19 protein-coding genes are annotated in these 20,717 nt (G+C 69.6%); 2 read left to right on the top strand and 17 right to left on the bottom strand.

Annotated elements, in window-relative coordinates; all coding sequences use genetic code 11:
- The first annotated feature begins 10 nt into the window (after positions 1-10).
- The gene (gene ureG, locus KGD87_RS31020) at positions 11-745 is read left to right on the top strand and encodes an urease accessory protein UreG (protein ID WP_284664556.1); all 735 of its coding nucleotides are present in this window, start codon (positions 11-13) and stop codon (positions 743-745) included.
- A 99-nt stretch (positions 746-844) separates the two neighbouring features.
- Here the strand turns inward: ureG and KGD87_RS31015 are convergent, their stop codons facing one another.
- The 4 genes from KGD87_RS31015 to KGD87_RS31000 all read right to left on the bottom strand — a co-directional run bounded on the left by KGD87_RS31015 (position 845) and on the right by KGD87_RS31000 (position 4,333).
- On the bottom strand, positions 845-1,600 hold the full coding sequence (locus KGD87_RS31015; RefSeq protein WP_284664555.1) for a DUF5953 family protein: 756 nt from the start codon (positions 1,598-1,600) through the stop codon (positions 845-847).
- Positions 1,597-2,154, bottom strand: coding sequence for a DUF6310 domain-containing protein (locus KGD87_RS36995; RefSeq protein WP_350100473.1), 558 nt, complete (start codon positions 2,152-2,154; stop codon positions 1,597-1,599). The genes KGD87_RS31015 and KGD87_RS36995 overlap by 4 nt, the downstream gene beginning before the upstream one ends.
- A 663-nt stretch (positions 2,155-2,817) precedes the next feature.
- A complete protein-coding gene (locus KGD87_RS31005) occupies positions 2,818-3,657 on the bottom strand; it encodes a hypothetical protein (RefSeq protein ID WP_284664553.1) in 840 nt (279 codons plus the stop codon).
- Positions 3,658-3,751: 94 nt separating this feature from the next.
- A complete protein-coding gene (locus tag KGD87_RS31000; protein WP_502887973.1) occupies positions 3,752-4,333 on the bottom strand; it encodes a nuclear transport factor 2 family protein in 582 nt (193 codons plus the stop codon).
- Positions 4,334-4,428: 95 nt separating this feature from the next.
- Here KGD87_RS31000 and KGD87_RS30995 point away from each other — a divergent pair, with 95 nt between their 5' ends.
- Positions 4,429-5,202, top strand: coding sequence for an alpha/beta fold hydrolase (locus KGD87_RS30995; RefSeq protein ID WP_284664551.1), 774 nt, complete (start codon positions 4,429-4,431; stop codon positions 5,200-5,202).
- Between the two features lie 58 nt (positions 5,203-5,260).
- Here the strand turns inward: KGD87_RS30995 and KGD87_RS30990 are convergent, their stop codons facing one another.
- From KGD87_RS30990 to KGD87_RS30930, 13 genes are all read right to left on the bottom strand, one after another.
- The gene (locus KGD87_RS30990) at positions 5,261-6,004 is read right to left on the bottom strand and encodes a DUF4198 domain-containing protein (protein WP_284664550.1); all 744 of its coding nucleotides are present in this window, start codon (positions 6,002-6,004) and stop codon (positions 5,261-5,263) included.
- 12 nt (positions 6,005-6,016) lie between these two features.
- A complete protein-coding gene (locus KGD87_RS30985; protein WP_284664549.1) occupies positions 6,017-6,343 on the bottom strand; it encodes a DUF3325 domain-containing protein in 327 nt (108 codons plus the stop codon).
- Entirely contained in the window at positions 6,340-7,992 is a 1,653-nt protein-coding gene (locus KGD87_RS30980) for a PepSY-associated TM helix domain-containing protein (protein ID WP_284664548.1), read from the bottom strand. Before KGD87_RS30980 ends, KGD87_RS30985 begins: the two co-directional genes overlap by 4 nt.
- Positions 7,989-8,279 (bottom strand): hypothetical protein, encoded by a 291-nt coding sequence (locus KGD87_RS30975; protein ID WP_284664547.1) that lies wholly within the window; start codon positions 8,277-8,279, stop codon positions 7,989-7,991. Before KGD87_RS30975 ends, KGD87_RS30980 begins: the two co-directional genes overlap by 4 nt.
- Positions 8,276-10,927, bottom strand: a complete 2,652-nt coding sequence (locus KGD87_RS30970; RefSeq protein ID WP_284664546.1) for a TonB-dependent siderophore receptor — start codon at positions 10,925-10,927, stop codon at positions 8,276-8,278. The genes KGD87_RS30975 and KGD87_RS30970 overlap by 4 nt, the downstream gene beginning before the upstream one ends.
- A gap of 128 nt (positions 10,928-11,055) precedes the next feature.
- The gene (locus KGD87_RS30965; protein ID WP_284664545.1) at positions 11,056-12,000 is read right to left on the bottom strand and encodes a FecR family protein; all 945 of its coding nucleotides are present in this window, start codon (positions 11,998-12,000) and stop codon (positions 11,056-11,058) included.
- A 16-nt stretch (positions 12,001-12,016) separates the two neighbouring features.
- Complete coding sequence (locus KGD87_RS30960) at positions 12,017-12,517, bottom strand: RNA polymerase sigma factor (protein ID WP_284664544.1); 501 nt, start codon at positions 12,515-12,517, stop codon at positions 12,017-12,019.
- Positions 12,518-12,607: 90 nt separating this feature from the next.
- Positions 12,608-14,791, bottom strand: coding sequence for a caspase family protein (locus KGD87_RS30955; RefSeq protein WP_284664543.1), 2,184 nt, complete (start codon positions 14,789-14,791; stop codon positions 12,608-12,610).
- Between the two features lie 89 nt (positions 14,792-14,880).
- The gene (locus tag KGD87_RS30950; protein ID WP_284664542.1) at positions 14,881-15,804 is read right to left on the bottom strand and encodes a hypothetical protein; all 924 of its coding nucleotides are present in this window, start codon (positions 15,802-15,804) and stop codon (positions 14,881-14,883) included.
- A gap of 1 nt (position 15,805) precedes the next feature.
- Complete coding sequence (locus KGD87_RS30945; protein WP_502887972.1) at positions 15,806-18,571, bottom strand: TonB family protein; 2,766 nt, start codon at positions 18,569-18,571, stop codon at positions 15,806-15,808.
- A gap of 142 nt (positions 18,572-18,713) precedes the next feature.
- A complete protein-coding gene (locus KGD87_RS30940; RefSeq protein WP_284664540.1) occupies positions 18,714-19,517 on the bottom strand; it encodes an energy transducer TonB in 804 nt (267 codons plus the stop codon).
- Positions 19,518-19,533: 16 nt separating this feature from the next.
- Positions 19,534-19,968 carry an ExbD/TolR family protein gene (locus tag KGD87_RS30935; RefSeq protein ID WP_284664539.1) on the bottom strand — a complete coding sequence of 145 codons (435 nt, stop codon included), beginning with the start codon at positions 19,966-19,968 and terminating at the stop codon, positions 19,534-19,536.
- Between the two features lie 3 nt (positions 19,969-19,971).
- Positions 19,972-20,652 (bottom strand): MotA/TolQ/ExbB proton channel family protein, encoded by a 681-nt coding sequence (locus KGD87_RS30930; RefSeq protein WP_176418295.1) that lies wholly within the window; start codon positions 20,650-20,652, stop codon positions 19,972-19,974.
- Between the last annotated feature and the right edge of the window lie 65 nt (positions 20,653-20,717).

Genomic DNA, 20,717 nt, shown 5'->3' with positions numbered 1-20,717 from the left:
TGAAGCGCACATGCACGACGACCACCGCGGCCACGGACACGATGACGACCATGACCACGAGCACGAGGAGTGGGACCACCCGGGCCACTACCACGAGCGCGAGGAGCCTCAGCGGCGCGACTACAAGGCACGCGCCTTCACCATTGGCATTGGCGGGCCGGTGGGCAGCGGGAAGACGGCGCTGGTGCTGGCGCTGTGCCGCAAGCTGCGCGAACGCCATCGCCTGGGCGTCGTCACCAACGACATCTTCACCCAGGAGGACGCGGAGTTCCTCGTCCGTCACCAGGCGCTGTCCCCGGACCGTATCAAGGCGGTGGAGACGGGCGGCTGCCCCCACGCGGCCATCCGCGAGGACATCAGCCACAACCTGCTGGCGCTGGAACAACTGATGGAGGCGCTGTCGCCGGAGCTGCTCATCGTCGAGAGCGGCGGCGACAACCTGGCGGCGCAGTACAGCCGCGAGCTGGCGGACTACACCGTCTACGTCATCGACGTGGCCGGTGGGGACAAGGTGCCGCGCAAGGGCGGCCCCGGCATCACCCAGTCCGACCTGCTGGTCATCAACAAGACGGACCTGGCGCCGTATGTCGGCGCGGACCTGGGGGTGATGGACCGTGACGCGCGGAAGATGCGCGGCGACGGGCCCTTCGTCTTCACCCAGGTCACCCAGGACGTGGGCGTGGACGCGGTGGCCGAGCACATCCTCGGCGCGTGGCGGCAGCGCACCGGGGCGCGGGGGGCCTGACGTCACGCGGCCGCTCGCGGTGGTGGCGCGGCCGTCGGATTCCGATGATGGCCCGGGTGCGCTGCCCGTCGCACGCGCTGGGCGCCCCGATTCGAGGAGTCAAGGCGCCGAGCGCCCCCCAATTGCCGGGAAGCGCTCGTAGGCCCGTTTCAGCGCGTCCAGGTGGGCGGGGTTGTCGAGGTCGAGCGGCGCGTCGGTGAGCTGCACAACCCACCCGCCCGTCGCCGTGCGCCGCGCCCGTGAAAGCAGGTCCGTGTCGCGGGTCGGGTCCGGGAATCCGATGGCCTTCGCGGCAGCGGCAGACCAGTAGTTCAGCCACCCAAGGTAGTAGGGAATCTCAGGCGAGCGGATGTGATGGAAGAGCTTCAGGGCAGGCAGCCCCCGGCGTGGGGACGGCGGCCCTTGCAGCGTGGGTGCTGTCTGATACGCGATATCCACCGCAGCGGCGTCCGGCGTCGCACGTCCCCAGAAGGCGCGCGCCCCTTCCGCCACGGCTTCAAGCACAGCCGCCGCTGCCGTGATAACAGGCTCGTCCAGTGGCATTTTCGCGTGGACTTCAAACTGTGGCTGACCGCCTGGGCTGAAGAGTCCCGAATTTTCACTTCCAAAAACTGTCATGGGATGATTCGCGTCTCCGTTGCACACAATAGGGAATTCCCCGTCCTCAATGCTTTCTACGAGCCATGCGTCGCGCTGTGGCAATGGGATGGGACGCCCTCCTGCGGAGAGCCGCCATTCCAGACGCAAGCCGGGGAGCGTCTTCTCCATTCCATGGATGACGTCGACCGTGCGACCGTCTTTGCCCACGAGCGCAGGCGCATAGGTGATAAGGTCGAGAGTTCTTCGCTGAGTCATCGTTTGCATCCCGTGACGACGATATTGAGGAACGGCGCCTCTCGTAGCAGAGCGTCTTTGTGCGCTTGGGTGCTCACCCCGATGACGAAGTCATATCCACATGCAACGGCGATGGCGTGCTCCTTCCTGACTTGCTTGAGTTCTTTCTTGATCTCAATTTCCTGGACGAATGCATTGTACCTATCAAACCGATGGGTCTTGATCTCCCACAGCACGCGCACGCCGACTTGCAGCGCATCGAACCGTACTCCGTTCACGAGCACGTCCATGCCAGGGAAGCGGTTCGGCGGAAACGTGTCGGCACAATCGTTATGCGGGGCATCCTTGCCCGCGTGCGGCACCGGAACGGGACTGCACTCCGGGCGGCGCTCTCGCTCCAATGGCTGCTCGGTAGGTACCGGAGGAAGCAAGTCCTGCCCTGATGGCTCGGGGTTGGGCTTGCGGTGCGTCAAACGCTCCTGCTCATTGGATGGCCGCGTTTGATTCTCGGGCTTGGCTCGCTCACGAGATGCCCTACGGTATGCATCCAACTCCTCTTTGATGGCGACTGCCATCGCCACCACACCAACAACAATCACAGCTCCAACGACTATCTCGGGTGCTATCAGGATGCAGACGCCCAACCCAATAGCAGCGGCCCTCGCGGAGGCGATAGAGCATCTTCCCGTGACATCGCGGAACTCAATGCGGCCATGGTCGAGCGCGTGATAGCACCGCTCCACAAGCACGGCCCATTCGTTGGATGCCTCCCGCACCACGCATCGCCCCCCGTCCGCCCACGGCAGCGTCGCCGCTCTCTGGAGGTTGGCGACCCTCGCGTTCCGGACTGCTGGGCCTTTCGGGCTCGGCGCCGACGCAGCACAGGCTGAGAGAAAGAGCAGAAGTGCGGCGCAGGCGCGGAGGCGCATGGTCATGTCCAGACGAATGGGGTTCTGCCCGCCACGCGCGACAGCGAGAGTGCTCGAAGCGCGCCCGAGTCTCGCAGCGCGCCCCCTGGGGAGCCAGAACCGAGCGCATCCGGTGCGAGCTGCCGTGGCTCGTTTTCCCACCCACCAGGGCGCCCTTGCATCCAGTTCGAGGCAAGTTTGGACAGACGGAAGTGACCGGTGCGTAGCGCAATGAAACCCTTCAGGTGCGGCCTGAAGTTGCCCTCGGGCACGTCCGTCGGCAACGGTGCGCAACTCCTGGTTCGCCTGCGTCGCGGGCCGGCCTCCGCCTCAGGGCCCGGGCAGGTCCACCGCGCTGCCGTAGTCCACATCCCAGTCCGCGTGGCCCAGGATGTAGAGCTCGCCGCCCAGCCGCGGGTCCAACCCCAGGGGTCCGAGGTCCTCCACGTCGGGCGCGTCCTGGAGCTGGCTCAAGGGCCCCACGCCGAAGTGGCGGCCCAGGCTCCAGTCGGTGTCGTGCGCCATCGCAATCTTGCTGATGGGCGACGGGTACTCGCCTCCCGGCAGGATGTGGGGGCCGTTGCCCGCGGTGCCACCGAAGGGGTCGAACTCCATCCACCAGCTCGCGGGAATCTGCCCGCCCGTGCGGGCGCTGGCGGCCTCCGCCCAGGCCTGATGCGACGGCGAGCCGTAGTAGCCCTTGGCCTCCGACCACGCTTTGAACGAGTCGAAGCCCGCGGCCTGCATGTCCGCCCCGTAGGCTTTCATGTCGTCCGCGTGCTTCTCCGCCGTGGCGCGCGCCAGCTCCGCGTCGAGCTGCTCGGGTGGAATCCCCAGGTCCAGCGGCGTCACGCTGATTTCGATGTGGTGGCGCAGCGAGACGCCAAACGGCCCCTGGGTGACGCCCGTCTCCACCCGGATGGTCTTCTTGTCGGAGGCGTCGCGACCCGCCTTCGCCGCCACGGACCCGGCGGAGGCCGCGCCGTCCAGGGACACCGGCGCCCGAGCCATGGCCTTCGACAGGTCGAGCCCGTCCAGCGCCTGGTAGGGATTCCGAAGCGCGCTGGCCTGCTGTCGCGCAGCGTCAACGGCAGGACGGCGGGCCGTGTCGTTCTCGGCGCGAGCAGGGAACCTGGGGGCGGACGGGACGAGCCTGGAGACCTTGGACATGGGTCTCAGGATTATCGCCCGGGGCCTCCGGAAGTTGACTACCTCATGCTCCGCGCGCCACGCCCGACACGTATCCCTTCGGGTGGTGAGGAGGCTAGTTCGCCGGCGCGGGCAGCTTCTCCTTGATGGGCGGCGTCTGAGGCGCGGGCACCCTGGCGGGCGGCGCCTTCCAAGTGGACGACTTCCCGGGCGTCTTCTGGCCCCGGGCCAGGTGCCGCTCGATGCGCCGCTTCACCTCCGGCAGCACGTCGTTGGGCACGGGGATGGCGAGGTTGTACTGCGCAATCTTCCAGGTGCCGCCGTCCTTCACCAGCACGCCGCTGCCGCGGCTGGGTCCCAGGTTGGGCGTGTCCAGCGTCTCATCGAACCAGGCCACCGCGCCGTCCTTCGAGAAGGCGATGTGCCGCGACGTCGCCTTGAAGTTCCAGGCCTTGCCCTTGGCGAAGTACGGCCTGGCCCACGCGCGGAACGCGTCACGGGTCCAACGCTCGGTGGCGTCGGTGCCCAGGTACACCGCGTCCTCGGTGAAGTGGCCGAAGTAGCGCGCCTCGTCCGCGGCGGCGGCGGCCTGGTGCCAGTCATCCAGCACGGCGGTGATGGCGGCCTTCGGGTCGGCGGGGGCCGTGTTCGCGGGAGTGGAGGCGAGCACGAAGAACAGCAAGGCAACGGTAGGCACGCGGAAGACCTCGTCAGGCAGGGCGTTCAAGGTATGAAGCGGCACGGCCCGCCCCGCGTCAAGGCGAACGGGGTGGAGAGAAAGGCACGAATCGCATGGTCCTCGAGAGCTTCCTGGTGGGTGAGGGCGATGTGCCCACGGTGATGCTGCACGGCTTCCTGGGCACGGGGCGCAACCTGCGCTCGCTGGCGGCGGCGTGGAGCGCGGCGGACCCGAGCCGGCGCATCCTCCTGCCGGACCTCACCGGGCACGGGACGTCCCCTGCCCTGCCGGCGAACTCGGACCTCTACAGCATGGCCCGGGACGTGGTGGACACCGCGCGTGCGCAGGGGTTCCAAGGCCCGTTCGACTGGGTGGGGCATTCCCTGGGAGGACGGGTGACGCTCGCCGCGAGCCTGAATGTGCCGGAGGCCGTCAGGAGCGTGTCGCTGCTCGACATCGCCCCGGGGCCTGTCCCGGGGGACCTGTCGGAGAGTGGCAAGGTGCTGGGCATCCTGCTCCAGGCCCCGGCCCAGGCGGAGAACCGCCGGGCGATGCGCGCGGAGCTCACCGGCCGCGGCTTGTCGGAGCCGCTGGCGGACTGGCTGCTGATGAACCTGGTGACGGAGGAGCACGGCGTGCGCTGGCGCTTCGACCGGCAGGGACTGGCGGACCTGCACTCGCGCGTGAATGACACCGACCTGTGGGCGGCGGTGGAGCGCCAGGGCGGGCCACCCACGCGGGGCCTCCGGGGTGGCAGCTCGAAGTACGTGAGCGACGCGGACGTAGTGCGCCTGGTGGCCGCGGGCTGCCCGGTGGAGACGCTGCCGGAGGCCGGGCACTTCGTCCACGTGGAAGCGCCGCAGGCGGTGTTGGCGTGGCTGCGCTGAGCTGCGGCTGAACCTGGAGGATGCGCCTGGGGACTGCTGCCCCAGGCGCGCACGCTCGCTATTCGACGCGAAGCGTGAGGTTCGCGGAGCCGGCGTAGAAGACGTAGCCGTCCTTGGCCTCCTCGACGCCGTGCTTCACCCGGATGACCCACAGGCCCGGACGGTCCAGCGTCACCTCCGCGAGCCCGTCGTCACCGCTGCGCGTCTTCACGGCGAAGCCCTTGCCGGGCGCGCCCTTCCGGTCGAACGTCGCCTGCACCAGCGCCGCCACCGGCTTCCCGTCGAAGAGCGCCTTCACCTGAAGCTTCGTCCCCGTCTTCAACGTGGCGGGGTTCGCCTGCGGAATCAGCTCCAACCGGCTCCCCACCGGCTGGGCCCAGAACTTCGACTCCGGCGTCAGGTTCACGAAGGACTTCGAGTACGCAGCGGACCGGGTCATCCGGCCCTCCTCGGCGGCGCCCTCCTCCTTCTTGGGCCCCTTCGGCCGCTCCACGCGCGTCCGCACCAGGCTCGCGGACAGCGCGAACGCTCCCTTCGGCACGACGACGGTCGCATCGAGCTGCTTCTCCGCGGGCGTCACCTTCAGCGGCTCGCGCTTGTCCCCGTGGACCCACTCCAGCGTCACGTTCTCCGCGGGCGGCATCCGGTCCGGCGAGATGAACGTCTCCGTCATGAAGAGCGCGGCCTTCATCGTCTGCCCAACGGGCATCTTCGCCGCGCTGGGGATGACCATGAACTCATGCGCCCGCGCCGCCGTGAGCGGCAACAACAGGACCAGGGCACCCAGCAGATTGCGCATCATCACATCACTCCTTCAGAGCAGGGCGGAGACCGGGACGAGCACCGCCACGACGGCGGAGACGACTGGAATCGCCGTGGGGCGATAGGTGAACAGCAGCACCACCGAGACAGCGGCGGCGGTGAGGAGCCCCGTCCACCACGTCAGTCCGATGGAGGCGCCATAGGCCATGACACAGGGGATGAGCGACAGCGCCAACAAGCCCCAGGCGAGCGCCCGGGAGACCTGCCGCACGCGCGGGCTTGGCCGCGTCTTGCGCAGCTGTTCGTGGTGCCGATTCATCCCCGTGGCGAAGGCCACGAAGGACAGGAACGCCAAGGCAAGCGTCGTCAGCGCCATCATGACTCCACCGCCACCGCCGCCGCGGGCGGCGCAGAAGGACTGGGACGTGACGCCACCGGCGCGACGGGCTGCCGACGGCGCCACACCTTCCGGGCCGCATGCAGCATCGCGAGCCCCGTGACGAACGCCACGATGTCGAAGCCCGCGATCAGCCACTTGCCAGCCGGAATCGTCACGCCCAGGTGACTGTCCGTCGTCAGCGCGTTCAGCACGGGAATGGCCACGAAGAGCAGCCCCGCCGCCCCGAGCTGCTCCAGCCACGCGCGCCGCAACGGCCGCGCGAGCGGCTGCAGGAAGGTCAGCGCCCACACCGCGAAGAAGACCTGAATCTCCCGGTCACCTCGCGACGCGAGGTCCACGGGCAGCAAGCGGTTGGCCCAGAAGTACGCGGCGACCGCCACGGACAGTCCGGCGACAGCGCCCACGTTGAGGTGGTCCACCAGCCGGTGACCCAACGTCCCCGGGGCGCCCTTGCGCTTCTCCGCGCGCTTCACGCTCCAGAGGACCAGGCCCGTGGCGATCATCAGCGTTCCACACACGCCCGCCAGGAAGAACACCCAGCGCAGCCCCACCGAGGCGAAGCGCGCGCGGTGCAAGCTCCCGAGCGACGCCTGGAGTCCGCCGACGAAGGACCCAGCACGCGGCGCGGGCGGCGACAGGCGCTCGCCGGTCTTCGCGACGAACGCCAGCTTCACGCCCCCGAGCCCACCACTGCCACTTTCGAGAATCAGGCTGTCATTGCGCGTGGGCAGCAACTCCACGATGGAGCCAGGCTTGCCCGGCTCGCTCACCGTGATGCGGCTGACGGGCTGTCCCCACTCACGCTCCGCCTCCGCCATGAGCTTGGGAATGGGGACACTGGTGCCGCCGCCCAGCTTCGCGAGCTCGGCCTTCAGGGCCTCGGCTTCCTTCTGCTCCGCGGCCCGGCTGGCCGCCATCGCCGCGCGCGGGTTGTCTCCGAAGATGACCTGGCTCGACCAGGGCAGGAGGTTCGCGGCGACCAGCAGGAGGCCCGAGTACGTAATCATCACGTGGAACGGCAGCGCGAGCACCGCCGTCACGTTGTGCGCGTCCAGCCAGCTCCGCTGGCCCTTCGACGGACGGAACGTGAAGAAGTCCATGAAGAAGCGGCGGTGCGTGATGATGCCGCTGATGATGGCGATGAACATCACGAGCGTCGCGATGCCCACGAGGGTTCGCGCCCAGGCGCGCGGCATCGCATGCAGCTCGAAGTGGAAGCGGTAGAGGAAGTTCCCACCCTCCGTGGCGCGGGGCTTCAGCACCTCGCCGGTGGACGCGTCCAGGATGAGCCCGTCGCCGCGACCGCCACCTCGCCCCGCGTCGCGCTCGGCGCCGCCGCGACTGGCCGCCTTCCGCCACGAAACGCGGAGCGTCTCGTTGCGGTCCGCCGGCAGGTTCACCGTCCAACTGCTCGCGTCCGGTGCGACCTCCGCGAGCTTCGCGAGCCCCAGCTCCGCCGCGCGCGGCGACGGCACCGAGCCGTGCAACTCCGGCTGCATCCAGAGCGTCACCTCCTGGCGGAAGTAGGCAATGGTCCCCGTGAGGAACACCGCGAACAGCAACCACCCGAGCACCAGCCCCGCCCAGGTGTGCAGCCACGACATGGACTGACGGAAGTTCGCCTTCACGCCGCACCTCCCCGCAGCACGCCGAACAGAATCAGGAACGGCAGCGTCGCCACGCCCAGGCCCAGCCACGCGCCGCGGGCGCGCTTCGTCGAGAACGCCCAGACGATTCCGCCCGCGTACAGCAGGAAGCCCACCATGACGCCCAGTTGAACCGCGTCGCGTTTGTCCATCGGCACCGCCAGCGACAGCGACGCCGAGGAGAACGCCGCCAGCGCATACCCACCGAAGATGGCCGCGACCACCCGCGAGGCGATGCTCCACCGCCCCGCCGTGACAGGCGCGCTCACAGCATGAACTCCGCCGTGAGGAAGGCGCGCCGCTCGTTGCCATAGACGATGGTGCCGCTCGTCGCGTACCGCCGCCGGTCGTAATACGTCTGGTTGAGCAGGTTGTTGACGTTCAGCGACAGCTTGAGCGTGCTCGTCGACAGCGGCATCGAATAGAACGCGCCCACGTTCACCAGCGCATAGGCCGGGTTCACATCCGTCAGTCCCTCTGCGTCGTAGCCATTCGTCACGCTGCTGTACGCCCGCACGCCGCCGCCCAGGCCCAGCCGGCTGCCGTTGCTCCACTCGTGGATGCGGAAGCGCGTCCACAGCGACAGGCTGTGCCGCGGGATGTACGGCAACTGCCTGCCCAGGTTCGGCAAGTCATTGGACTCCACCACCTCCGCCTGCAGGTAGCTGTAGCCAATGGAGCCCGACCACCACGACGTCAGGTTTCCGGACAGCTCAACCTCCCCGCCGTCCGAGCGCTGGAGCCCGTCCAGCGTCGAGTAGCAGAAGCCCTCGTCATCCGGGTCGGTGAGGTTCGGGTCGCACGTGTCGACGTTCGCCGCGCGCGCCACGTTCTTCTTGTCGATGCGGAACAGCGAGACCTGGAGCAGGCCCTCCCCACCGAAGAAGTCCCGCTTGAAGCCCACCTCGTACTGCACGCCCCGCTCGGGGTCGAGCAGCGCCTGGCCGTCCTCGTCGACCAGCGTGAGGCTCGCCTGCGGATTGAAGCTCTGGCCGTAGCTCGCATAGACAGTCGAGCTGGCGCCAAGGTCCTGCATCACCGCGAGCCGCGGCGTCCAGGCGCTCGCGACGCTGCGCGTGTCCGCGCCGCGCTCCCCCGTGGCCCAGTTGTAGGAGCCCCGACCCAGGTTGTCGAAGCGGGACCAGCCCACCGCCGCCATCAGGCGCGTCGACCCGTTGGGCAGCGTGGCCACGTCCTGCAGGTAGAGGTTGTAGTCAGCGCGGCGAGCGAAGGGCACCATGAACCGCCCCTGCTCCCGCAGCGAGGCCGAGCCCCATTCGCTGTAGTCCGGGTCGAACAGGTTGACGTCGGGCGGCGCGAGCGAGCGCGGCTCCAGCGGCGCGGGGCACGTCGCCGTGTTCGCCGTGCCCTGGCCATAGAGACAGGCGAGGTCTGGAGGCATCGCCGCGGAGCGGGTGCGCGTCAGGCCCGCGCCGCCGCCCAGGAGCCAGTCATGCCGCACGCCCCAGGTGTCCAGCCGGCCGGAGAGGTCCATGCCCGCCGAGACGTTGTTGTACTCGTTGTCCGGCGACAGGGAGATGTAGCGCGGCACGTTGCCTTCCGGGTCCGCGGCGGACGGAATACCATTGCGGCCACCGCCCACCACGCGCGTGTTCTGGTACCACTGGTCGGAGCGCTGGAAGTTCGTGTACGCGGCCACCTTCACGCGCTCGCTCGGGCGCCAGTCCGCGCTCAGCACGACGGTGTGCGAGTCGCGGTTGGCGCGGTCGTTCGTGCTGCCGAAGAAGAAGTCGCGCGGCACCGGGAAGTACTCGCCCGTGACGGCATCCAGCCGGTTGTTCTCCTGCTCCGGCACGGACGAGAAGCGGTAGTACTCATAGGTGAGGTTCGTGGTGAACTCGCTCGACGGCTTCCACGTCACCGCGCCCATTCCGCTGATGGGGTTGGAGAAGATGTTGTCCTGGTCGTCCTGGTAGCGTGAGTAGTTGCCCACCGCGCGGTAGAGGAGCGTGCCGTCCTTCGTCAGCGGCCCCGTCAAGTCCAACGTGCCGCCGTAGCTGACGGCGCTGTCGGTGCGCGCCAGGAGCTGGTAGCGCGCCTTCTCCTGCGGCCGCTTGTAGACGTAGTTGATGATGCCGCCGGGCTGCGACGCGCCGTAGTAGAGGCCGGCCGGACCGCGGAGCAGCTCCACCCGCTCCAGGTTGTCCGCGTTGCGGTTCTGCGAGCCCAGGCTGTAGCTGCGCTGGCCGTTGACGAGCACCTGCCCGGAGCCCGCCAGGTCCATGCCGCGCACGTTGATGGAGCGGGAGATGCCCTGCCCGATGTCCGCGTTGGAGCTGACCGTCGACACGCCCGCGAAGCCTTCCAGCGTCTCGAAGATGTTCACATCACCGCGCTCGCGGATGATTTCCTCGGTGACCTGGTTGATGGTGAACGGCGTCTGACGGACCGGCAGCTCCGTCTTCGTCGCGACCGACGAGGGCGGCGGCGCATAGCTGTCCTCGTCGCGGAGCGCGTCGTCCGTCACGGTGATGCCGCTGAGCTGGTAGACCTCCGTATCGTCCGCCGCCGAGGTGGGCGCCGACGCGGGCGCCTGCTGCGCCGGAGCGCCCGCGATGAGGGTGGCCGTGTCCGCCGTCAGCCGGAAGCCGAAGCCCGTGCCCGCCAGCAGCCGCGTCAGCCCTTCACGCACCGTCAGCGCGCCTGACACGCCCGGCGTCGTCCGGCCCGACATGGGCGCGGGGTCGAAGACGAGCTTCAGCCCGCTCGCCTCGGCGAACGCCAGCAACCCCGTGTTCAAATCCCCCGGCGAAATCGAGAAGGCCACCGTCCGGACGCGCTCCGCCTGCGCGGGAGCCTCCGTCTGCCGCGCGAGCGCGGGGGTGGCGAAGCTGATGAAGGAAATCAGGGACAGCGCCACGAAACGCGGCGGCACTCGAAGAACGGACTGCGACAAGCGAGACCTCTCGATGAACTCAAGTGAGAAGGAAACTCATTCTCAAAATCAAGAGGTAAGACGACCGAGCCCACCCATCCGGTAATCGGCGCGCGAAGAAAGTGACAATTCCCTCTGAAACAAAAAGCTCAGAGCAGGAAGGTGCCGGCCAGGGGCACCTGGACGACGCGCAGGCCGTAGCGGTCAGCAATCATCCGGATGGCCTCGTCGGGCTGGCGCGTATCGAAGGCGCCGCTCACCAGCCGGCCGGCCTGGCTCCTGCGCAGCAGCCGCACGGGACGGGCGTGGTAGCGGGTCAGCACCGCGCAGGCATCCGCCAGCTGGACCCGGTCCAGGACGAACCGCTCCTGACGCCACTGCGTCGCGAGCGCCGCCACCGTCGAGCGGACGTCCACCTGGCCATCATCGGTGTAGCGCAGGGCCTGTCCGGGAGACAGCGTTCGCGAGCCGGAGGACGCGGCGGCGCCTCGCGTGCGCACCTCCACCGTGTGCTCCACCGCGACGACGTCCACCGAGCGCGCCAGTTGGTGGACGACGAAGCTCGTCCCCACCGCGCGGGTGACGCCGTTGCGGCACTCGACGACGAAGGGCCGCGACTCACCGGGTGACACCGGCGCGGGCTGGAAGAAGGCCTGTCCCCGCAGCAGCACCACCCGCCGCTCGTGTTCGTCGAAGGCGAGCTGCACCGCGCTGGACGCGTCGAGTTCGATGCGAGTGCCGTCCGCGAGCGCCTTCACCAGCCGCTCGTTGCGCCCCGTGCGCAAGTCCGCCCGCAGGCTCACCGCGAGCTCCGGCAGCAGCACCGCGCCCAGGAGCGCCAGGAGTCCCGCGGCCATGGCGCCCAGCGCCGCGCGGCGCGAGCGGGACAGGGGCGCGCGCAGGGGCCTGACGCGGACCTTGGACGGCGGCACGGCGCCCAGCAACGTCCACAGGTGCTGGGCTCGCTCGAAGGCCTCGGCGTGGCGCGGATCTTCCGCGCACCACGCCGCCAACGCGGAGGGGTCCGCGAAGTCCTGCTGGCGGCTGCGGATGACCCACTCCGCCGCCTCCTCGGTGATGTCCCTGGCGCCCATGGAGACGTCCCCCGCTTCAGGGGGGGTCCTCCAGTGCTCGTAGCGCATGGCTGAGCGCGCGCGCCAGATGCTTCTGCACGGAGCTTTCGGAGATGTCGAGCCGCGCGGCCACCTGCCGGTAGGTGAGGCTCTCCACCCGGTCCAGCCGGAATATCTCCTGCGTCAGCGGCGGCAGGCTCGCGAGCGCGGCGTACACCCGCTCCAGCTGCGCCCGGCTCTCCAGGACGCGGTCCGCGGCCGGGTGTCCGTCCGGCGTGGCGCCCGCCCCTTCCATGCCTCCGAACACCTGGGCCCTCCGCGCCGACTGCCGCTCGTGGTCAATCGCCAGGTTGGTGGCCACCCGGTACAGGTAGGCGCGAGCGTTCTCCTCTTCGCTGTTGCGCGGCCGCTCCACCACGCGGACGAAGACGTCCTGGAGCAGGTCCGCGGCCAGCTGCCGGTCACCCAGACGCCGCTTCAGGAAGGCCTGGAGCTCCCTGCGATAGGCGAAGAATGACGATTTGACGAACTCGGCCAAGGCAACAGCGCTCGCGGCTCAGCGGGGTTCCGGCGTCATAGCAATTTTGATACTGCATCGCAATATCAAAGCCCTTCACCCCACGGCGTGTCAGATGCGCACGCCCAGCAACAGGCCGGGCCACATGCGGACGCCGCCGGGGCCGCGCCCCAGCTTCCACTGCGGCAGCCAGCTCACGTCGCGGTCCTCGTCCTGGGAGGATGGGTCATACGCGTTGAGCGACACACCGCCGAAGAGCGCGAAGCGCCGCTTGAGCTCCCACCCCAGCGTGGCGCGCATCCGGAACAGCGTGTTCTTGGGCCCCGAGCCATAGAAGTTCGGCTGCCAGCTTCCGTACGACAGGTCCACGTCCAGCGAGTAGCGGTCCGCGGCATCCAGCGGGACGTGCACGCCCAGGCCCAGGTTGAGGAAGGTCCGCAGCGAGTCCTCGCCAATCCCCACGCCCGTGGTGACCAGCACATAGACCGTCCGGCTCCCATACTTGATGCCCACCGACAGGGGCATGACGTCGTCGGCGGAGAGCTCCAGCACGAAGCGCCCCTTGCGGACGATGCTCAAGAGGCCAATGGGCACCGACACGTCGTCGGCGATGTTGATGAAGCCCAGCTGCACGCCGCGCACCTCGGCCGCCACGTTGATGAGGCCCACCTGCGCGCCCGCGACGTCCCCGGAGATGTTGATGAGGCCCACCTGCGCGCCCGTGAGCCGCTCCGCCAGGTTGATGCCCACGGCCGCCTGCACACCGCGGAGGCGCGCCGCCGCGCGGTTCGCCGTGGTGCTCACCTGGAAGCCCGTGAAGTCCCGCTCGGCCAGGTTGAAGACGGCGGACACCTGCCCGCCCGTCCCGCCGCCAAAGGCGAGGTTGCCGCCGAACGCCGTCTGGAGACCGAAAATCTCCCCGCCCGCCACATTCGCCACGCCCGACACCTGGAACCCCTCCACCGTCCCGTCCACCCACCCCACGCCGGCGGCCACGCCCAATCCCTGGAGCTGCAGCGAGCGCACGCCCAGCACGCCCAACGCCAGGTGGTTGCGCCCGCCGCCACCCCACAGCGCGGTGGTGGCCAGCGGCGGCACCAGTGACAGGTTGAAGGGCACCGAGGGCATGTCGCCGAGGACCACCGGCTCGCCAATGGACAGGGCCTCGGCCCGCATGTCCGTCCCGCCTCGAGCCGCCGTGCGGGTGAGTGTCATGGGCACGAAGTGCTCCGCGCGCAGCTCCGAGCCCCCCTTCGGCGACACCGTCAGCTCCGCCTCGAGCCGCTGCGCCGGCCGCTCCAGCACGAAGTGGTAGCGCCCCGCCTCCAACCCCAACGCCAGGCGCCGGCCCGCGGGCTTCTGCAGTTCCGCGACCAGCTGGTTGCCCCAGTCACGCACGAAGAGGCGGCCCTGCACGTCCGCCGCCACCGTGAGCCGCACGCGCGAGGTGCGCAGGTCCGTCAGCACCAGGTCGCCGCTGCCCGCAAGCTGGATGTCATAGGCCGCGTGCTGCGGCCCACCCTGCGAGCGCTCCGTGCGCGCCAGCGTCTCGTGGAAGGCGAACTGGTAGGCCTCGTGCAAGGTAACGCGGCCATCGCCGCTGGCGTCCGCCGCGCCGCGCAAGCCCGTCACCAGGAAGTGCGTGAAGAAGGACGCGCCGATGGTGTCCGACTCCTGCGCCACTTCGTCCGCGGAGCTGGAGGCGAGGTACGCGTGGCCCCGCACCTGCGACGCCGCGTCCATGAGGAAGCCCGGCCGGTGCACCCCACCCTTGAAGCGCGTCAGCGCGCCGGAGCCGCACGAGTCCAGAATCGCGATGCGCACGTCCACGGGCACCGCGCCCAGCTCCTGCTTCAGCGCCGCGTAGGTCAGCCGCTCACCGCGCGGCAGCAGTCCCTCCGCGTCCGAGTGGCCCGAGTAGTAGAGCACCAGCTCGCTGCGAACGCCGTCCGCGGTCGCGGCCTCCACCAGCACCCGCATCCGCTCCAGCGCCGCCAGCAGGCCCTTGCGGTCCGCCTCCAGCAGCAGCACGCGGTCCGCTACCGCCACGCCGCCCAGTTCCTCCAGCACGCGGGACATGGCCAGCGCATCCGAGCCCGCGTAGCGCAGCCGCTCGCGCCCCTCGCCGCCCTCGCTGGAGCCTACGAGCAGCGCGAAGCGGCGCAGCGTCACCGGGGGCGCTTCCGCCGGGGGCGGCGTGGCCGCGGCGGACAAGGTGGCCCACACGCCCAGGCAGACGGCGGCCAGCAGACCGCACCGGCGGCCCCATCCCCCAGCAGTGGTGCGTCTCATCATCCGCGTTCCACCCCACGCGTCAGGCCCGGCCCGGCCTCAAGCGAGTCCCCTCGGCATATCTCGACTGGCGGCCGGCGCGCGAGCCCGGCTCACGGACTCCAGAGCGCCCGCCGCACCAACCAGGAGCTGCCGCCCCGGCCGTCCCGCACCACCGCCCAGAACGTCACCTCTTGCGCCTGCGCGCCCTCCTCAGGCTCCCACTCCGTGCGGTGCCGGCCTTCCTGCCCGCCGAAGGACGAGCCGCCCGTCTCCTGCGGCGCGAACTCGCCCAGCGTCGCGTGCCACGAAATCTCCCAGCTCTCCCGCAGCGTCACGGCCTCCAGCCGCAGCCCGGGCACCACGTACGTCTCCTGCAAGGCCGCCACGTCCTCGGCCGTCACCACGAAGGGCCCGGCGCCCCGCAGCTCCAGCGGCGCCTCCGCGGGCCACGCCACGTCATCCACGCGCAGCCCGGGAATCACCGGCTGTTCGTTCACCCGCATGCCCTCCACCGCCGGGCACCAGAAGACCATCAGCTTCTGCGCGTACACCACCTCGTCGCCCGCCTGCGCGCGCAGCACCAGCGGCATGCGCAGGCCCCCCAGCCCTCGGTACGGGTCCAGCTCCTGCACGCGCTGGAGCAGCGGGATGTCCTCCGCCAGCGTGGACGCTCCCGGACGGACGCTGAGCGCCAGCTCGCCCGCCACGGTGGTACCCTCGGAGAGCAGCACGCGGTTGGACGCGTTCGCGCACGTCCGGTCCTCCCTGTCCGCGCACGCCCACAGCGTGTACTGGATGGGCCGCCCTTCCCCCGCCGGGTCCACCAGCAGGGTCCGGTACGTCACGTCCGAGGAGAGCTCATCCAGCGTCTCCTGCGTGATTTCACAGGCGGACGCCATCAGCTCCGGAGGCTCCGTGGCGATACCGAGCACGCGGAAGTCAAACACGCGCGACGGCTGGTCCTCCACGTCGACACACGCGGCGGCGCCCAACAGCAGCAGCGACAGTCCGCAGGACTCGAGCAGGGCCTTCATCTCAGAAGCTTCCTTTCACACCCACCACGGGGAGGATGGGGATGCCCGGCACCTCGTACTCGCGACGGAACCGGTAATCATTGAAGACGAACTCGACGTTCTGCGCGTTGTAGAGGTTCTGCACGTCCAGGTAGGCCGTGAGCGTCCAGCTCTGGAACCGCCAGCTCTTGTCCACGCGCACGTCCAGTTGGTGGAAGCCGCCCGTGCGGTCGGAGAAGTACGGGCCGAACGTCGCGTTGAAGCGGTTGCGGTCCGAGTCGTAGACATCATAGCCGCTCGCCAGCGGCGTCATGGGCCGGCCGCTGGTGTAGCGGAAGCGGCCACCCAGCTCCCAGCCGTTGCCCAGCACGTAGCTGGCCACCAGCGTGAGGATGTGCGTCTGGTCCCACGGGCTGAGGCCGTACGTGGAGTCGTCCGGCACGGCGCCACCGCCACCGAAGAAGCCTCCGCCCTGAGGCCGAGGGCCCGCGCGGCCGTCCTCGGCGCGGCTGAAGGTGTACGACAGCCAGCCGGACCACTTGTCCGTCGCGGAGGCGCGGTCCTTCTTCAGCATCACCTCCAAGCCGTAGGCGCGGCCGATGCCGTCGTTGGAGTACGGCAGCGTGAAGACGCCGCCGCCCTCGTTGGTGACAATCTGGCCGGGGGACACCACGTTGTTGAAGCGGCGGTTGAAGAAGCCGGTGACGTCCACGTTGAACACGTCGTTGAAGCGGTGCTCCACGCCGAGGCTGCTCTGGAACGCGCGCTGGTAGGCGAGGTCCGGGTTGCCGTAGGGCAAGGTGATGAAGCGGAACGTCTCCGGCGGCTGGCTGTAGAGGCCCAGCGAGCCCTTGAGGTTGGTGCGCGACGTCGCCGCGTAGCGAACCCACAGCCGGGGGTCCAACGCCAGGTTCCGCGTGTTGCCCACCGACTGGAGGTTGCCACGCACGCCCGGCGTGAAGGTGAACTGCCCCACCTGCAAGTCGGCTTCGAGGAAGAGCGCGCCGTCGAAGGCGCTCAGGGCAATCTGCTCCTCCAACTGCTGGCCCACCGGCTCGGCCCCGGGGAAGGGCACGTACTCCACGCCGCCCGGCGCGGGGAAGGACACGTCGTAGCTCTCGTGCTCGAAGACGATGTCCAGACCGGTGCGGAGCGTGAGCGCGGAGGACAGCTCGATGCCGAGCACCTCGCGGGCGCCCAGCGTGTAGGTCCTGCCATCCTGCCGCGCGAGGCCGAAGTCGACGCTGCTGCGGTCCATGCCGACGAAGGGCGTGAAGACGGACCACATCGCGCCCTTGCGGTAGGTCCAGTCGCCCTTCACCCGGTGGAAGTTCGTGCGCGTGTCCAGCTCCAGGTCCCGCTCCGTCGAGGGACCGGTGGACACCACGCGGAGCTGGTCATCACTGCCGAAGGCCATGATGTAGCCGGAGCTGCGCGCGCCCCCTGGCGTCACGGCCGTGTCGTCATTGGCCGTGCCCCGCTTGGCGCCGAAGTCCACGCGGAGCTGGTAGTCCCAGTAGCGCGGCACCACGGAGAGCGTGCCCCCCTCCGACTCCGGCAGGACGGCGGGCAGAATCGTGTCGATGTAGGAGCGGCGCGCGGCGGCGGCCACGCTGATGCCGTCCGTAATCGGGCTCTCCAGGAAGAAGCCCGCGTCCAGCAGGTCCACCTTCACCGAGCCGTGCAGCGTGTCCGAGGCGCCCTTGCGCGTGCCCACCTCGACGATGCCGCCCACCGCGCGGCCGTACTGGCTGCCGTAGCCGCCCGGGTAGAAGTCGAGCTGGTCGATGAACTCGGCGTTGACCACCGAGGGCCCGCCGAGCAGGTGGAACAGGAGGGGGATTTCGACCCCGTCCATCATCGTTGACGTCTGGCCCGGGTTGGAGCCACGGACCAGCAGCTCGCCGGAGATGAAGGGCGCGCGCGCCACGCCCGGCAGCGACTGGATGACGCGGATGGGGTCGCCGAAGGAGCCTGGCGTCTTCTGCGCCTCCTCGCGGGTGATGGTGCGGCGCACCACCTCCTTCTTCGGTCGCGCCGAGCGCACCACCGTCTCCAGGCCGCTCCCCGAGGGCGCGAGGTAGAAGTTCACCTCCGTCGTCTCGTTCGGCTTCAACTCCTCCTTCGTCTGGTAGAGCTGGAAGCCCGTGGCCACCACGCGCACCTCGCAGGTGCCCGCGGGCACCTCGAGCGTGAAGCGGCCGTCGTCGTCGGACATCGCCTCGGGCGCGTCCGGGTCGTCACCGCAGCGCACGGTGGCGTTGGGCACGCGCGAGCGGCTGCCGCGGGAGATGAGCTGGCCGGTGAGCGTGGCCTTGGGCTGCTCGGCCTCCGCGGCCTCGGCGCCCGCCTCCGGCTCCGGCGCGGTGAGGGTGAAGTGGTAGACGTACTCCACCTGCACCGGCGCGGGCACGCCGTCCACCTCGGCGGGCGAGAAGCGGAACTGGCGCACCGCCTCCATGGCGGCCTCGTCGAAGCCGTTGCCCACCGGCTCGGTGGGCAGCACCTCGGCGACGGAGCCGTCATCCGCGATGGTGATGATGAGCCGCACCGACGCGGTGAGCCCCTGCGCGAGCGCCTCGGGCGGGTACTGCGCTTCCACCTGCTGCACCAGCTCGGGCGGCCTGGTGATGGTGGGCTGGGCCTGCGCCGGGGGTGGCGTGGCCGCGTCCGCGGGAGGCGCGCCGGCCTGGGGTGCCTGCGCGAGCACGGGCGCCGCCAGCAGGAGCGAGGTCGCGACGAGCGCGCCTCGGGCTTTCAGGAGGGAGGACATGGCGTGTCCAAGCATACGGGTGAGGAGGTTCCCGCTCCCGATGAAAGAGAGACGGAGCGAAGGCGCGGTGGAATCCCGGCGACGCCTGTGGGGAGGGGTACCCCTGACATGCCGGGCACGCCCGCGCTCCGCCTCTCTCCCAGCGGGAGTGGCGACATCAATCGAGCAGGAAGGTGTACGAGTATTTCATCTCCGTGGAGACGGGCTCGCCGCCTTTGATTGCGGGCTTGAAGCGGAAGCGGCGGATGGCGTCCCGCGCCGCCTCGTTGAGGCCATGGCCGGGGCCCTTGAGAATCTTCACCGCCGTCACCTTGCCCTCGTGGCTGATGGTGATGGAGAGCGTCACGGTGCCCTCCACGCCCGCGCGGCGCGCCTCCTCCGGGTAGGGAATCTTCACCTCGGAGGCCACCGTGGGCTCGGAGTCCACCTGGTAGATGGGCGCGTACTTCGGCGCGCTGTACCCCTTCACGTCCTTGGGGTCCTTCGCGGTGGGGCCCGTCCTGCCGTAGGCGGTGTTGCCCACGGGCGCGGCGAACGAGCCCGCGCTGGTGGTGGAGGACATCGTCATGCCCACCACGAGCGGCGGCGGCTTGGCCTGCGGCTGGGGCGGCGGCGTGTCGTTGGGCGGCGGCGGCGCGTCCACGGGCGGCGGCGGCAGCGGCTTGGGGGCCTCGGCCACCTTCACCGGCGGCGGCTTCACCACCTTGGGCTTGGGGGGTGGCGGCTTGGGCGGCTCCTCCGGATTCGGTTCTTCCGGAGGAGGCGGGGGCGGCTTCACCACCTCCACCATCACCATCTCCACGGGGCGTTTGGCGGCGGGGAGGGTGCGCGCGGCGCCTTCTCCCAGTGCCCAGAAGCCGCCGACGTGAAGCCCCAGCGACACGAGCAGGAAGACGCCCACCACGGCCAGCGAGCGGTCGCGTCGGGGCGTCGGAGCGTTGTCGAGGACCGCCTGACTCATGAAGTGACGCCTTGCCTCAGGGTGCCGCGGGCGCGGCCGAGGGGGCCACGTCCTTCTCGATGTTGAGCGCGAACTTCGCGATGCCCTGGCCCTTCACCACGTCGATGAGGCGCATGACGCGGCCGTAGGGTATCGACTGGTCGGCGCTGATGATGGCGCGCGTGTCCTTGTCCTTGGCCACCGCTTCCTGGACGCGCTTCTCCAGCTCCTTCTCGGTCAGCTCGGTGCCGTCGAAGAAGAACTTGCCCTCCTTGTCCAGCACCACGTTGACCAGGCCCTGCACCGTCTCACCGCCGTTGGCGGCGCGGGGCAGGTCCACCTCCACCGTCTCCCGTACGATGAAGTTGGCCGTCACCATGAAGATGATGAGCAGCACCAGCACCACGTCCACCAGCGGAGTGACGTTGATGCCGGTGATTTCGTCGTCGTTGTCCTGCGCACCGCCCGCCATGGCCTAACGAGCCTCCGCGCGGAGACTGCCCACCAGCGCGTGGCCCAGGGCGTTGGCGCGGCTGGTGAGTGTCTTGAGCTGACGGCTGAAGACGTTGAAGGCCACCACCGCCGGAATCGCCACCGCCAGCCCCACGGCCGTGGCGACGAGCGCTTCGGAGATGCCCGCCATGACGGTCTGCTGCATGGCCCCGCCGCCGCCCTGGGCGTTCATCTTCCCCAAGTCATTGAAGGCCTTGATGATGCCCAGCACCGTGCCGAACAGCCCGATGAAGGGCGCGTTGTTGCCCAGCGTGCCCAGGTACGACAGGAAGCGCTCGTAGCGCGGGCGCTCCCGCGACAGCGTGGAGGCAATCACCTGCTCCACCGTGTCCGCGCCCTGGTCGGCGCACGCCAGCCCTTCGCGCAGGATGGCGGCCTCCATGCCCTGGCGCCCCTGGATGGCGGCCTTCACCGCGTCCAGCTCACCGCGCGAAAGCCGCACCGCCAGGGCCTCCGAGTCCGGCAGCCGGTGACGGGCGAAGTACACCGTGCGCTCCAGCATGATGGCGATGGAGAGCACTGACAGGCACACCAGCACCCACAGCACCCACTCCGCGGAGGTGAGCGTCACCCCCAGCAGCTTGCTGCTGAGCCAGCCCAGCTGCTCCGGGTGCGCCTGGGCGAGTACGGCGATGGACGGCATGGTGTCTTTCCTGTCGCGAAAACACGTTGGCGCGACCGGAACACCGGACCCGAATTAAAGTGTCA

This window comes from Myxococcus sp. SDU36, assembly GCF_030168875.1.
Taxonomy (GTDB): domain Bacteria; phylum Myxococcota; class Myxococcia; order Myxococcales; family Myxococcaceae; genus Myxococcus; species Myxococcus vastator.
This window is presented reverse-complemented; position numbering and strand designations above follow the sequence as displayed.